Annotated in this window: 12 protein-coding genes; 10 read left to right on the top strand and 2 right to left on the bottom strand. The window is 68.1% G+C overall.

Features of this window, described 5'->3' with window-relative positions; genetic code table 11:
- Positions 1-90: 90 nt before the first annotated feature.
- The 5 genes from ku to DOE79_RS02405 all read left to right on the top strand — a co-directional run bounded on the left by ku (position 91) and on the right by DOE79_RS02405 (position 3,664).
- Positions 91-1,032 (top strand): non-homologous end joining protein Ku, encoded by a 942-nt coding sequence (gene ku / locus DOE79_RS02425; RefSeq protein ID WP_120337121.1) that lies wholly within the window; start codon positions 91-93, stop codon positions 1,030-1,032.
- A gap of 33 nt (positions 1,033-1,065) precedes the next feature.
- The gene (locus DOE79_RS02420) at positions 1,066-1,644 is read left to right on the top strand and encodes a CDP-alcohol phosphatidyltransferase family protein (protein ID WP_245977078.1); all 579 of its coding nucleotides are present in this window, start codon (positions 1,066-1,068) and stop codon (positions 1,642-1,644) included.
- A gap of 146 nt (positions 1,645-1,790) precedes the next feature.
- Complete coding sequence (locus tag DOE79_RS02415) at positions 1,791-2,204, top strand: FHA domain-containing protein (RefSeq protein ID WP_084021395.1); 414 nt, start codon at positions 1,791-1,793, stop codon at positions 2,202-2,204.
- On the top strand, positions 2,204-2,902 hold the full coding sequence (gene ftsR, locus DOE79_RS02410) for a transcriptional regulator FtsR (RefSeq protein ID WP_120337120.1): 699 nt from the start codon (positions 2,204-2,206) through the stop codon (positions 2,900-2,902). Before DOE79_RS02415 ends, ftsR begins: the two co-directional genes overlap by 1 nt.
- Positions 2,903-3,112: 210 nt before the next feature.
- The gene (locus tag DOE79_RS02405; protein ID WP_066595049.1) at positions 3,113-3,664 is read left to right on the top strand and encodes a MerR family transcriptional regulator; all 552 of its coding nucleotides are present in this window, start codon (positions 3,113-3,115) and stop codon (positions 3,662-3,664) included.
- Between the two features lie 93 nt (positions 3,665-3,757).
- Here DOE79_RS02405 and DOE79_RS02400 read toward each other — a convergent pair whose 3' ends face one another.
- Complete coding sequence (locus tag DOE79_RS02400; protein ID WP_066595050.1) at positions 3,758-4,570, bottom strand: ParA family protein; 813 nt, start codon at positions 4,568-4,570, stop codon at positions 3,758-3,760.
- Between the two features lie 77 nt (positions 4,571-4,647).
- On the opposite strand from DOE79_RS02400, the gene DOE79_RS02395 reads away from it, so the two are divergent.
- From DOE79_RS02395 to def, 3 genes are all read left to right on the top strand, one after another.
- The gene (locus DOE79_RS02395; RefSeq protein WP_120337119.1) at positions 4,648-8,052 is read left to right on the top strand and encodes a pyruvate carboxylase; all 3,405 of its coding nucleotides are present in this window, start codon (positions 4,648-4,650) and stop codon (positions 8,050-8,052) included.
- Between the two features lie 55 nt (positions 8,053-8,107).
- Positions 8,108-9,517, top strand: coding sequence for a MinD/ParA family ATP-binding protein (locus tag DOE79_RS02390; RefSeq protein WP_245977077.1), 1,410 nt, complete (start codon positions 8,108-8,110; stop codon positions 9,515-9,517).
- A 113-nt stretch (positions 9,518-9,630) separates the two neighbouring features.
- Positions 9,631-10,122, top strand: a complete 492-nt coding sequence (gene def, locus DOE79_RS02385) for a peptide deformylase (protein ID WP_066595054.1) — start codon at positions 9,631-9,633, stop codon at positions 10,120-10,122.
- Between the two features lie 54 nt (positions 10,123-10,176).
- Here the strand turns inward: def and DOE79_RS02380 are convergent, their stop codons facing one another.
- Entirely contained in the window at positions 10,177-12,021 is a 1,845-nt protein-coding gene (locus tag DOE79_RS02380) for an AMP-dependent synthetase/ligase (protein ID WP_120337118.1), read from the bottom strand.
- A gap of 201 nt (positions 12,022-12,222) precedes the next feature.
- Here DOE79_RS02380 and DOE79_RS02375 point away from each other — a divergent pair, with 201 nt between their 5' ends.
- Both DOE79_RS02375 and DOE79_RS02370 read left to right on the top strand, forming a co-directional pair.
- Positions 12,223-13,170: an ROK family glucokinase gene (locus DOE79_RS02375; RefSeq protein ID WP_120340105.1), complete on the top strand. Its 948-nt coding sequence runs from the start codon at positions 12,223-12,225 to the stop codon at positions 13,168-13,170.
- Between the two features lie 81 nt (positions 13,171-13,251).
- Positions 13,252-13,941 carry a lysophospholipid acyltransferase family protein gene (locus DOE79_RS02370; protein ID WP_120337117.1) on the top strand — a complete coding sequence of 230 codons (690 nt, stop codon included), beginning with the start codon at positions 13,252-13,254 and terminating at the stop codon, positions 13,939-13,941.
- The last annotated feature ends 48 nt before the right edge of the window (positions 13,942-13,989 follow it).

The following is a 13,989-nucleotide window of genomic DNA, read 5'->3' as shown; positions in this document are numbered from 1 at the left end:
GCTCCTGGCGGCGCTTCCGGTCTAGCCGCAGCGGCCCGACACGGTGTCTACTAGAAGGGTGAACCGGGCTGCGAGCGTCGAGGAGGCGCGATGAGATCGATCTGGAAGGGTGCCATCACCTTCGGCCTGGTCAACGTGCCGGTCAAGGTGTACAGCGCCACCGAGGACCACGACGTCGAGCTGCACCAGGTGCACGACGCTGATGGCGGCCGCATCCGCTATCAGCGTCGCTGCGAGGTGTGCGGCAACATCGTGGACTACGCGCACATCGACAAGGCCTTCACCGACGCAGACAAGACCGTCATCATCACGGATGCCGACCTCAAGGCGCTGCCGGAGGAACGCAGCCGGGAGATCGACGTGCTCGAATTCGTGCCGAACGACCAGCTCAATCCGATCATGTTCGACAAGAGCTACTTCCTCGAACCCGACGGGAGCTCGCCCAAGGCCTACGTGCTCTTGCGCCGCACACTGGAGCAGTCCGATCGCACCGCCATCGTGCACTTCTCCCTCCGGCAGAAGACCCGCCTGGCCGCGTTGCGGGTGCAGGGGGACGTCCTGATGCTGCAGACCCTGCTCTGGAACGACGAGGTGCGCACGGCCGACTTCCCGGCGCTGGAGCAGTCGGTGACGATCTCCGACCGGGAGCTGGACCTGTCGGCGGCGCTGGTCGAGTCCTTCGCGGCCGATTTCAGCCCGGGCGACTACACCGACGAGTACCAGGTCCAGCTGCGCCGGCTCATCGAGGAGAAGCTCGAGAAGGGCGACGCCATCGACACCGAGGCCACCTTCGGCGCCGCCGAGGAGGAGGGCGGCGGGGGAGAGGTGCTCGACCTGATGGAGGCGCTGCGTCGGAGTGTCGACCGCAGCAGGAAAGGTTCGGCCGCGGCGTCGGAGTCTTCCCCTGCGCCGTCGAGGGCGAAGGCCTCATCGGCCACGAAGGCAGCCAAGAAACCGGCCGAGAAGAAGACGGCGGCGGCGAAGAAGAAGAAGAGCGCGGCGACGACCACCGCGGACCGGAACACCGCCTGACCGGAACCGAAGGCACGTCGATAGACTCGACACGTGACAGGGCCCGAGTCGAGTGTGGTGAGCTCCCGGGTGATCACCGTGCCCAATCTGCTCAGTTTCCTGCGCCTGGGGCTCGTTCCGGTCTTCCTCGGCCTCATCGTCAGCGGCGCGGACGCCTGGGCATTGCTCGTGCTGGCGGTGTCCAGCCTCACCGACTTCCTGGACGGCTGGATCGCACGCCGGTTCAACCAGGTCACCCGGCTCGGCCAGCTGCTCGATCCGGCCGCCGACAGGCTCTACATCTTCGCCGCCCTGATCGGGCTGGCCTGGCGCGACCTGGTCCCCTGGTGGATCGTGGCCGTCGTCGTCGGCCGGGACGTCTTCCTGCTGGGCCTTGGCGTTGTGCTGGCCAACCACGGTTTCGGTCCGCTTCCGGTGCATCAGCTGGGCAAGATCGCCACGTTCTGCCTGTTCTACGCCCTGCCGATGATCATGCTCGGGCAGGCGTTCCCCGAGCTGTCCTGGTGGTCATTGCCGGTCGGCTGGGCCTTCGGGCTCTGGGGCGCGTACCTGTATTGGTGGGCCGGGGTCATCTACGCGATTGAAACGGTTCGGGTGATTCGGCTGCCTTAGCAAATGTTGGCCGGTTCCATCCGATACGATTTACCGGTAGGAGGTGCACGGTGGTCGATTCCGACGATAAGAAAGAACCCGAGCAGACGGTTGCGCCGGGGAAGACGGTAGCGCCCGAGAATGCCAGGGGGAACGTCGACACGACGATGACGTTCAGCCAGGAGTTCGCGGCGTCGTTGGCCGCCCTCGACTCGAACGTGACGGTCGAGGAGCAGGAAGCCATCGCCGCGCTGCCCTCCGGCTCGGCCCTTCTGGTCGTGCGCCGCGGACCCAACTCCGGTGCGCGCTTCCTCCTGGATGCCGATGTCACCACGGTGGGCCGTCACCCCAACGCCGACATCTTCCTCGACGATGTCACGGTCTCCCGGCGTCACGCCGAATTCCTGCGCTCAGGCCGCACCTTCCAGGTCAAGGACCTCGGATCGCTCAACGGCACCTACTTCGATGGTGAACGCATCGACCTGGCCGTCCTCACCGACGGGTCCGAAGTGCAGGTCGGAAAATTCCGCCTGACGTTCTACGCCTCGCGGCTCGACCTCGTACACCTGGCGAGCGACTAGTGCCGGCGTCCTCCGCCCAGGCCAGGCTGCCGGGCGCGACGTCACTTCTGAGTATCGGCCAGGTCCTGGCCCGGCTCACGCCGGAATTCCCCGACCTCACCCCGTCCAAGCTGCGCTTTCTCGAGGAACAGGGACTGGTCTCCCCGGCCCGCACCGAGTCGGGCTACCGAAAGTTCAACGGCGGCGACCTGGACCGGTTGCGCCTGATCCTCTCGATGCAGCGGGACCACTACCTGCCGTTGAAGGTCATTCGCTCCTACCTCGACGATCTCGACGCCGGCCTGTCGCCGTCCCTGCCCGGCGGAGGGGCCCCAGGGCCGAGCATGCTCGTCGTGGCCCGCCGCTTCAGCCGCGACGAACTGCTGCGCGAGTCCGGCGCCCCTGCCGCCCTGCTGCATGACGCCGTCTCGTCGTCCATCATCCTGCCTGCCGAGCACTACGGCGACGACGCACTGCAGGTGCTCCGTGCCCTCGTCGACCTGCAGAAGAGCGGCATCGAGCCCCGGCACCTCCGCGGGTTCCGCGGCGCGGCCGAACGCGAGCTGGGTCTGATCGAGAGCGCCCTCGTGCCCCTTGCGCGACGCAAGGACGCCTCCAGCCGGGCCAAGGCCGCCGAGATGGCCGTGGAGATCGCCGGCCAGCTCGAAGTGATCCGCGGCAGCCTCATCCGCTCCGCCCTGGGTCGCCTGACCAAATAGGTCGTAGACTGCAAGTTCAACGCATTCCAGCGCGCTCGACTCCTCGTGGCACGGATGTGGTAGGTGCGCGCGGAGCAGAATCCGCGCACGCCTCACCGTTCCCAAGACACGCCGGGGCCTTTGCACCGGATGTCACGGGTTGGGGCCGTCGGCCTCGCTAACGTTGAAGTGCGGCCTGAAGGTTCGCATCCACCCCCGAGAGGCGATCGTATGAGTGAGCTCAATCCCCGAGACGATTCGTCTCGCTACGGTCAGGGACTGCTCTTCACCGACGGTATGCCCGAACTCGACGAGAACTCCGGCTACCGTGGCGCCGTCGCGGCCCGCGCCGCCGGCATCAGCTACCGCCAGCTCGACTACTGGGCCCGCACCGAACTGGTCGAACCCACAGTGCGCGGCGCGGCCGGCTCCGGCTCCCAGCGCCTCTACGGCTTCCGCGACATCCTCGTGCTCAAGCTGGTCAAGCGCCTTCTCGACACCGGTATCTCCCTCCAGCAGATCCGCACCGCAGTGAACCAGCTCCGCGAGTCCGGCGTGAACGACCTCGCCCAGACCACTCTCATGAGCGACGGCGCCAGCGTCTACCTCTGCACGTCCAACGACGAGGTCATCGACCTCGTCAGCCGCGGCCAGGGCGTCTTCGGCATCGCCGTTGGCAAGGTTCTCCGCGAGGTCGAGACCACCCTGGTCGAGCTCGACACCCAGGCCAACGACCCCTCCGACGAGCTCGCCGCCCGTCGCGTCTCCCGCAAGGTCTCCTAGGATCTCGACAAGCTCGATCAACGATCCCTCGCGAACTGCGAGAAAAGCCCCGAAAACTGGACGTTTTCGGGGCTTTTCTCACAGTTCGCGGGGTTAGCGGGCGGCCGCCTCGGCGTACTCGCCGATGCGCGCCGTGCGCAGCACCCGGTCGAGCAGCTGGTCGAAGTAGTGCGCCATCTCCTGGGCGCTGTCTCCCGGCCAGGTGTGCAGCGGCTTCGCTGCGCCCTGGGCCTGCTGCAGGCTGGTGCGTTCCGGCAGCTGCGGAGTCAGCACGAGGGGGCCGAACATGTCGCGGAGCTCCTTGATGCGGAACTGGTGCTCGAGCGAGGCCGTGCGGGCCCGGTTCACGATGATGCCCAGCGGCTGCAGCCGGGGGCTGAGCCCACGGCGGATCTCCTCGATCGCGCGCAGGGCGCGGTCGGCGGCGGCCACCGAGAACAGGCCGGGCTCGGTCACCACGGCGACGCGGTCGCTGGCGGCCCACGCGGTGCGGGTGAGGGCGTTCAGCGAGGGCGCGCAGTCGATGAGCACCAGGTCGTAGTCCTTCTCCACTGTGGAGAGGGCCTCCTCGAGCTTCCAGATGTCGCGGATGCTGGGGTGCGGGCCGTCGAAATTGATGGCGGAGGGGCTGCCGATCATGACGTCGATGGTGCCGGGGCGGCCGCGGGTCCAGCCGCTGGGCGCAATGGCGGCCCGCACGACTTTCTCCTTCGGCGAGGCCAGCACATCGGCCACATTGAGGTGGCCGGCGAGTTGGATGTCGAGCCCGGTAGAGACATCCGATTGCGGATCGAGGTCGACCACGAGGGTCCGAACACCGCGGGCGAAGGCAGCAGAAGCCAGACCAAGGGTCACCGTGGTCTTGCCTACCCCTCCCTTGAGGGAGCTAACGCTAAGTACGTGCACAAGTAGATACGTTACCTTCACTAGTCTTAGAGAACCTAACCGTCAGCTGTGTGCCGCTCCCGGATCGAAAGGTCTCTATGTTCACCAAAATCCTCGTCGCCAACCGTGGAGAGATAGCAATCCGCGCCTTCCGCGCCGCCTATGAATTGGGAGCAAAGACCGTCGCCGTCTTCCCGTTCGAAGACCGCAATTCGCTGCACCGGCTCAAGGCCGACGAGGCGTACGAGATCGGCGAACCGGGTCACCCCGTGCGCGCCTACCTCGACGTGGCCGAGATCATCCGCGTGGCCAGGGAGAGTGGCGCAGACGCCATCTATCCCGGCTACGGATTCCTCTCCGAGAACCCCGACCTGGCCGAAGCGGCCAAGGCCGCCGGCATCACCTTCATCGGCCCGGGCTCGCACGTGCTGGAAATGGCCGGCAACAAGGTCACCGCCAAGGAACACGCCATCGCCGCCGGTGTCCCGGTGCTCAAGTCCAGCGCACCGTCGCGCGACGTCGAAGAGCTCATCGCGGCCGCCGAGGAGATCGGCTTCCCCATCTTCGCCAAGGCCGTCGCCGGAGGCGGCGGACGCGGCATGCGGCGGGTCGCCACCATGGCGGACCTGCGCGGCTCGCTCGAAGAAGCCATGCGGGAGGCCAACAGCGCCTTCGGCGATCCGACCATGTTCCTCGAGCAGGCCGTTCTCCGCCCGCGCCACATCGAGGTGCAGATCCTCGCGGATGCCACGGGCGAGACCGTGCACCTGTTCGAACGGGACTGCTCCGTGCAGCGACGCCACCAGAAGGTCATCGAGATCGCACCGGCGCCCAACCTGCCCGAGGAGATCCGCCAGCGCCTGCACAAGGACGCCGTGGCCTTCGCCCGGTCGATCGGCTACGTCAACGCCGGCACCGTCGAGTTCCTGCTCGACACCGTGGGTGAGCGCGCCGGCCAGCACGTCTTCATCGAGATGAACCCGCGTATCCAGGTCGAGCACACCGTCACGGAAGAGGTCACCGACGTCGACCTCGTGCAGTCGCAGATCCGGATCGCCGCGGGGGAGACCCTCGCCGACCTGGGCCTGAGCCAGGACTCCATCAAGCTGCGCGGCTTCGCCCTGCAGTGCCGCATCACCACTGAGGACCCCACCGCGGGTTTCCGCCCCGACACCGGCAAGATCACCACGTACCGCTCACCCGGCGGCGCGGGCATCCGCCTGGACGGCGGCACCATCAACCCGGGCGCACAGATCAGCCCGCACTTCGACTCGATGCTGGCCAAGCTCACCTGCCGCGGCCGCGACTATGCCTCCGCCGTCACCCGGTCCAAGCGCGCGTTGGCGGAGTTCCGCATCCGCGGCGTGTCCACCAACATCGCGTTCCTGCAGGCCGTGCTGGAGGACCCCGACTTCGCCGCCGGCGACCTGAGCACCTCGTTCATCGATGAGCGCCCGCAACTGCTGCGCGGCCGCGCCTCGAAGGACCGCGGCACCAAGATCCTCAACTGGCTGGCCGATGTCACGGTCAACCAGCCCAACGGGGTGCCGATCACGCTGATGAACCCGGCCGAGAAGCTCCCGAAGATCGACCTGTCCCTTCCGGCGCCCGAGGGCTCCCGCCAGAAGCTGCAGCTGCTCGGCCCGGTCGGTTTTGCGAGCGCGCTGCGCGCGCAGACCGCGCTGGCCGTCACCGACACCACCTTCCGCGACGCCCACCAGTCGCTCCTGGCCACCCGGGTGCGCACCAAGGACCTCGTCGCCGTCGCCCCGCACGTGGCCCGGCTCACTCCGGAGCTGCTCTCGGTCGAGGCCTGGGGCGGTGCGACCTACGACGTCGCGCTGCGCTTCCTCGGCGAAGACCCCTGGGAGCGTCTCGCTGCCCTGCGGGAGGCGCTGCCCAACATCAACATCCAGATGCTCCTGCGCGGCCGCAACACCGTGGGGTACACCCCGTACCCCACCGAGGTGACGGATGCGTTCGTTCGCGAAGCCAGCGACACCGGCGTCGACATCTTCCGCATCTTCGACGCCCTCAACGACGTCAACCAGATGCGCCCCGCCATCGACGCCGTGCTGAACACCGGCACCAGCGTGGCCGAGGTGGCGGTCTGCTACACGGGCGACCTGCTCGACCCGGCCGAGAGCCTCTACACGCTGGACTACTACCTGCGCCTGGCCGACCAGATCGTCGCCTCCGGCGCGCACATCCTGGCCATCAAGGACATGGCCGGTCTGCTGCGTCCGGCCGCGGCGGAGAAGCTCGTCGCGGCGTTCCGCGAACGGTTCGACCTGCCGGTGCACGTGCACACGCACGACACCCCTGGCGGACAGCTCGCCACGCTGCTCGCGGCATCCCGCGCCGGCGCCGACGCCGTCGACGTGGCCAGCGCGCCCATGGGCGGCACCACCAGCCAGCCCTCCGCCTCGTCCCTCGTGGCCGCTCTCGCCCACACCGAGCGCGACACGGGTATCTCGCTGCAGAACGTCTGCGACCTCGAGCCGTACTGGGAGGACGTGCGCCGGGTCTACCACCCCTTCGAATCCGGCCTCCGCGCCCCCACCGGCCGGGTCTACAAGCACGAGATCCCCGGCGGGCAGCTCTCCAACCTGCGCACCCAGGCCGTGGCGCTGGGCCTCGCCGACGACTTCGAGCTCATCGAGGACATGTACGCGGCGGCCAACACCATCCTGGGCCGGGTGCCCAAGGTGACGCCATCCTCCAAGGTGGTCGGCGACCTCGCCCTCTACCTCGCCGCGGTGAACGCCGACCCGGCCGACTTCGAGGCCAACCCATCCAAATACGACGTGCCGGACTCCGTGGTGGGCTTCATGGCCGGCGAGCTGGGCGACCTGCCCGGCGGCTGGCCGGAGCCTTTCCGCAGCAAGGTGCTCGAGGGCCGGAACGTGCGCGTGAGCACCACCGAGCTCACCGCGGACGAGAAAGAAGCCCTGGGCGGCGACAGCGCCACCCGGCGGGGGATGCTCAACCAGCTGCTTTTCCCCGCGCCCACCCGGCACTTCCAGCAGATCCGCGAGCTGTTCGGCGACCTGTCCGTTGTGGACACCGTCGACTACCTCTACGGCCTGCGTCAGGGCACAGAGCACTCCGTCGAGATCGACAAGGGCGTGCGCCTCTACGTGGGTCTCGAGGCCATCGGCGAGGCCGACGACAAGGGCATGCGCACCGTCATGACCATCCTCAACGGCCAGCTGCGTCCCGTGTTCGTGCGGGACCGCAGTATCGCCGTGGTGACCAAGGCCGCCGAGAAGGCGGATGCCAACCAGCCCGGCCAGGTCGCCGCCCCGTTCTCCGGAGTGGTCACCCTGCAGGTCGCCGACGGTGACCACGTCGCGGCCGGCCAGAGCGTGGCCTCCATCGAAGCCATGAAGATGGAAGCAGCCATCACGTCGCCCATTGCGGGCGTCGTGGAGCGGGTGGCGATCCCCACCACCCAGCAGGTCGACGCCGGAGACCTGCTCGTGGTGGTGCGACCACGCTAGGCTGAGGCCTGATTTGGGGCCCATTCGTGGCCCGTTGAGGAACGAGGAGTCTGCTGTGACAGATAAACGGACAGACGATGCCTATCCGCACGACGAGGGTGACGGCGAGCTGACCCCGGCTCCGGCTTCGGCCGGGGCCGCGGCCGGGTCATCGGTGCGGGCGGGCGACGAGTACCACAGTGAACTCCCTCCGCACACCTTCGACAATCTGGCGGCGGCCCTGCCCGAGAGTCTGGGCGTGTCCCTCGGCGACGGGTCCCTGCCCGTGTCGGCGTCGGCACCCGCGCTGACCCGCGGATCCGCGCGGCCCGCCGGAGCGACCCGGCCGGCCGGTGACCCGTCGGCGCACGCTCACCCCGGCACGCACACCATCGAGATCGTCACCCCGCAACCCGCGCGGGAGCTGGCCGTTCCCGTCGGGGCCAGCGGCACGGCCGCGGCGGCGCTCTCGCTCGGCACGGGCCCGACCAACGCTCCCACCGGCAGCCGGCGCGAACGCACCCGCACCGACACCGTCGCGCCGGAATCCGCCTCGATGCTCACCTCCGACCGGCTGCTCGAAGTCAACCGGCGCACCCGGCGCGCACCCCAGGGCGCGTGGAACCGGTTCGTCTACAACGCCTCCCTGCACCTGATCAATCTCGGCGACTCCGCCGCGGTGCGCGCTCACCAGGCCATGGACGAACGCATCCGCAAGCAGTTCGAGGGCGGCGCCCGCTTCGTGCCGGTCCTCACCCGCAAGGGCGGCGTGGGCAAGACGACGGTCACCGCGCTCATGGGGATGGCTCTCGCCGACGCCCGCGAGGACCGGATCATCGCCGTCGACGCCAACCCCGACCGCGGCACGCTCTCCGAACGCGTGACCAAACAGACCAGGTCCACCGTCCGCGACGTCGTCACCAAGGCCGCCTCCATCGGCGGCTTCACCGACTTCTCGGCTCTGGTCTCCCGCGACGAGACCAGGCTCGACATCCTCGCCAGCGACACCGACCCGCTGCTCTCCGAGGCGTTCGACGAGAACGACTACAACGTCGTCGCCGACCTCGCGGCCCGGTTCTATTCCATCGTGCTCACCGACTGCGGAACCGGTATCGTCCACTCGGTCATGCGGGCGACCCTGCAGCGCGCCGACTCCATCGTGATCGTCTCCGGCGGCAGCGTCGACGAGGCGCGGCTGGCCTCTGAGACCCTCACCTGGCTGGAAGCCAACGGCTACGGCGACCTGGTGCGCAACGCCGTCGTCGCCCTGAACACCGCCACACAGGGCACCAACCTGGTCAAACTCGAAGAGATCGAGTCGCACTTCAGGTCCCGCGTGCGCGAGATCGTGCGCATCCCGTACGACCCGCAGCTGGCCGCCGGCAGCGTGGTGTCCTACAAGGACCTCAAGCCGATCACGCGCCTGGCCGCGCGCACCCTGGCCGCACTCGTGGTGGAGGGCCTGCCGGCCGAGCGACGCGTCTGAGCGCCGGCACATCCGCAGCACTCCGCCACCCGCACTCCACCCACCCGCACTCCGCCCGCCTACCGCGACCGACGCCCGAACCGGCCGCCGCTGAACCCCGAAGAGAGCCACCCGTGCCCGAACGCCAGATCCGCCTGCTGGGCGATCCCGTCCTCAAGACCCGCTCAGAGCCGATCGGCACGATCGACGCGCGGGTGCGGAGCCTCGTGGAGGACCTCGTCGACAGCGTGAAGCTTCCGGGCCGCGCTGGTGTGGCTGCATCGCAGATCGGCGTCAATCTCCGAGCCTTCAGCTACAACATCGACGGCGATATCGGCTACATCCTCAACCCGGTCATCGTGGAGCTGTCGGGTGAGCCCGAGCTGGTCGATGAAGGCTGCCTGTCGGTCCCCGGACTGTGGTACCCCACCAGGCGGTTCCCGTTCGCCCGCGTCACCGGCATCGACCTCGACGGTAACGCCGTCGAACTGGCCGGCGAGGGCCTGCTGGCCCAGGCCCTGCAGCACGAGACCGACCACCTGGACGGTCTGCTCTATCTCGACAGGCTCGACAAGGAGAGCCGCCGGGCGGCCATGAAGGAAGTGCGCGAGTCGGACTGGTTCTAGACCCGGGCCTCTCGGCCAGGCTCAGGGCCGCAGGACACGGCCCTGAGCCGGGCGCTAGTCCTGGGAGCTCGTGCGCACCGGCACCGCGGCGGTGACCGGGTTGGCCCCGTAGAGATTCTGGATCTCGGCGGCGAAGTCGCGCAGGATCACGTCGCGCTTGATGCTCATCTTGGGGGTGAGGTAGCCGGCGGCCTCGGTGAGCTCGATGGGCAGCACCACGAACTTGCGGATCGATTCGGCCCGCGACACCGTCTCGTTGGCGTGGTCGATCGCGCGCTGCACCTCGGCGAGCACCTTGGGGTGCACCGACGCGTCCATGAGCGACAGGCCCGCGTCCTCGTGGTTGTTGTTCAGCCAGACCGGCAGCATCTCCGGGTCGAGGGTCACGAGGGCGGCGATGAACGGCTTCTGGTCGCCGACGACGACGACCTGGCCGACCAGAGGGTTGGACCGGATGGGATCTTCCAGCGCGGCGGGGGCGACGTTCTTCCCTCCGGCGGTCACGATGATCTCCTTCTTGCGCCCGGTGATCGAGAGGAACCCCTCGGCGTCGAGGGCACCGATGTCCCCGGTCTTGAGCCAACCGTCGTCGAATGCGGCGGCTGTGGCCTCGGGGTTGTGCCAATACTCGGTGAAGACGTTGACGCCCTTCACCTCGATCTCACCGTCGTCCATGACCCGCACCGACACGCCGGGAAGTGCCGGACCGACAGAGCCGATCTTCGATTTGGTGGCCAGGTTGACGGTGGCCGGCGCCGTGGTCTCGGTGAGACCGTAGCCCTCCAGGATGACGATGCCGAGACTGTTGAAGAAATGGCCGAGGTGCGCGCCGAGCGGGGCCGAACCCGACACGGCGTACTTGACCTTGCCCCCCATGGCCGCCCGCAGCTTGCTGTAGACCAGCCGGTCGAAGAGGGCGAACTTGATCTTCATGCCCAGCGGGACCCGCTCGCCGGCCTCGATGAGCTTGGAATGCTCGACGGCGACGTCCGAAGCGGCCTCGAAGATCTTCCCCTTGCCCCCGGCCTCCGCTTTCTGCTCGGCAGAGTTGTAGACCTTCTCGAACACGCGTGGAACGGCCAGCAGGAAGGTGGGCTTGAAGCTCCCCAGGGACGGCAGCAGCTGCCGGGTGTCCGGCTGGTGGCCGACGCGCACGCCGCCGTGCACGCAGAGCACCGAGATGAAACGGGCGAACACGTGCGCCGTCGTGATGAAGAGCAGCGTGGATGCGCCCTCCGGGTCGGTGAGGACCGGCTTGAGGGCGATGCCGGCGTTGCGGCTGGTCTCGACGAAGTTGCTGTGGCTGAGCACGCATCCCTTGGGGCGCCCGGTGGAGCCAGAGGTGTAGATCAAGGTGGCCATGTCCGAGCCGACCGCCAGGCCGCGCCGGCGCTCGATCTCGGCATCCGGAACGTCGACGCCCCTGGCGGAAAGCTTGTCGAGGTCGCCGAGATCGATCTGCCAGACCGTCTGAACCTCGGGCAGGTCGGGGTGCACCTCGTCGAACCGGGCGAAGTGGTCAGCCGTCTCCACAATGAGCGCCGTTGCTCCGGAGTCGCTGAGGATCCACTGGATCTGGCTGGGGGAGCTGGTCTCGTAGACCGGGACCAGGATCGCTCCGGCGAACCACACGGCGAAGTCGATCAGGGTCCACTCGTACCGGGTCTTGCAGGTCAGCCCGATCTTGTCGCCCGGTTGCACTCCGGAGGCGACAAGCCCCTTCGCAAGTGCGACGACCTCCGCGTGGAACTCAGCGGTGGTGACCGGCAGCCAGCCGCCCTGGTCAGGGCGGGAGAACAACACTGAGTGCGGGGTCAGGGCGAGGCGGTCGACCAGCAGGTCGGTGACGTTCGCGTTCGGGTCGGCGGGGACGACGGCGGGCTCATCGAACTGTTTCACGGTAACTCCTTTGGCACCGGACGGGTAAGTCCGACCACTCTAGCCGTGAAACGACCTGAGCCTCGCGATTCTCCCGGCGGCATACTCGTTTACTACACTCTAGGGGGTGCCTCCGTGGTCGTTCAGGTCGCTTCAGCGCCACGCCGGCGTTCAACCGGTTGAAGAATGCTCCTGAAGCTCCACCAACGAAAGGTGTCAGTCGTGCACGCCATTGGGATTGACATCGGCGGGACCAAGATCGCCGGTGCCCTCGTCGACGAATTCGGAACCATCATCAAGTCGGACCGCCGGCCCACCGAGGCCGCCGATCCGCGGGAAATCGAGGACGCCGTCGTCGAGATGATCGAAGGACTCTCCGCCGGCGAAGAGGTCGTCGCCGCTGGTGTGGCCGCCGCCGGATTCATCGACGCCGCGCAGTCGACCGTCTACTACGCCCCCAACATCAACTGGCGCAACGAGCCGTTGCGCGAGAAGCTCGAGTCCCGGCTGTCGGTTCCCATCATCATCGAGAACGACGCCAACGCGGCCGGCTGGGCCGAGTTCTGCTTCGGCGCCGGCCGGCTCTACAGCGACATGGTGACCCTCACCATCGGCACGGGTGTCGGCGGGGCCATCGTGTCCAGGGACAAGCTGTTCCGCGGCGGTTTCGGGGTGGGCGCCGAGCTCGGCCACATGCGCGTCGTCCCCGACGGCCTGCCCTGCGGCTGCGGCGCCCACGGCTGTATCGAGCAGTACGGTTCCGGACGTGCCCTCCTGCGCATCGCCAACGAATTCGCCGATGCCGGCGGTATCGGTCTGGGCCTGGCCGCGTCGCGCGCCAAACGCGGCAAGCTCACCGGCAAGGATGTCGGCCGGTTCATCCAGGAGGGCGACCCCGGCGCCCTGGCGGCGCTCCGCCAGCTCGGCGCCTCGCTCGGCCAGGCCTGTGCCAGCCTGGCCGCGGTGCTCGACCCGCAGGTCTTCGTCTTCGGCGGCGGGGTGGCCGCAGCCGGCGAACTGCTGCTCGAGCCCATCCGCAGCGCCTACCTCGACAACCTGCCGGCCCGCGGCTACCACCCGGAGGCGGAGTTCGCCATCGCCGAACTGGTCAACGATGCCGGCGTCGTCGGCGCCGCAGACCTCGCCCGCCGGCACGTCACGGGTGAGTAGGCTGACCGTGTCGCCCAGGAACGTGCCGCAGGGCCCCGTCCAGAGCACCGCCCTACAGCGCACCGTCAGGTAAGGACACCGATGTTCTACTGGTTCATGAAGAATATTGTCGCGGGCCCGCTCCTGCTGGGCCTGTTCAGGCCCTGGGTGATCGGGCTCGAGAATATCCCCAAAGAGGGCGGCGTGGTGCTCGCGAGCAACCATCTGTCGTTCATCGACTCGGTCTTCCTGCCGCTCGTGGTTCCGCGCCGGGTGGTGTTCCTGGCCAAGAGCGAGTACTTCACCGGGACGGGCCTGAAGGGATGGGCCACCCGGCAGTTCTTCAAGGCCACCGGACAACTGCCCATCGACCGCTCAGGCGGTAAGGCCTCCGAGGACTCCCTCAACACCGGTCTCGCGGTCCTGAACGCCGGCGGCGCGCTGGGCATCTACCCAGAGGGCACCCGCAGCCCGGACGCGCGCATGTACCGCGGCCGCACGGGCGTGGCCCGCATGGTGCTCGAGGCGGGCGTGCCCGTCGTGCCCGTCGCCATGATCGACACTGAGAAGGCCATGCCCACCGGCACCCGGATCCCCAAGGTGCGCCGGATCGGCATCGTGATCGGGAAGCCGCTGGACTTCAGCCGGTTCGAGGGAATGGAAGGCGACAGGTTCGTGTTGCGCTCCGTGACGGACGAGCTGATGTACGAACTGCGCCGCCTCAGCACGCAGGAGTACGTCGACGTCTATGCCACCAGCGTCAAAGAAAAGCGCGCCAGCCTTTCACGCTAGGCTCGAATATCGCTAACCCCAGACTCGCGTTCGCGCGGGCCGCAGAAG

Source organism: Cryobacterium soli, from assembly GCF_003611035.1.
GTDB lineage: Bacteria > Actinomycetota > Actinomycetes > Actinomycetales > Microbacteriaceae > Cryobacterium > Cryobacterium soli.
This window is presented reverse-complemented; position numbering and strand designations above follow the sequence as displayed.

Coding starts and splice junctions, on each gene's coding strand:
- ku (WP_120337121.1), top strand. CDS start 91: ATGAGATCGATCTGGAAGGGTGCCATCACCTTCGGCCTGGTCAACGTG.
- DOE79_RS02415 (WP_084021395.1), top strand. CDS start 1,791: ATGACGTTCAGCCAGGAGTTCGCGGCGTCGTTGGCCGCCCTCGACTCG.
- DOE79_RS02405 (WP_066595049.1), top strand. CDS start 3,113: ATGAGTGAGCTCAATCCCCGAGACGATTCGTCTCGCTACGGTCAGGGA.
- DOE79_RS02395 (WP_120337119.1), top strand. CDS start 4,648: ATGTTCACCAAAATCCTCGTCGCCAACCGTGGAGAGATAGCAATCCGC.
- DOE79_RS02370 (WP_120337117.1), top strand. CDS start 13,252: ATGTTCTACTGGTTCATGAAGAATATTGTCGCGGGCCCGCTCCTGCTG.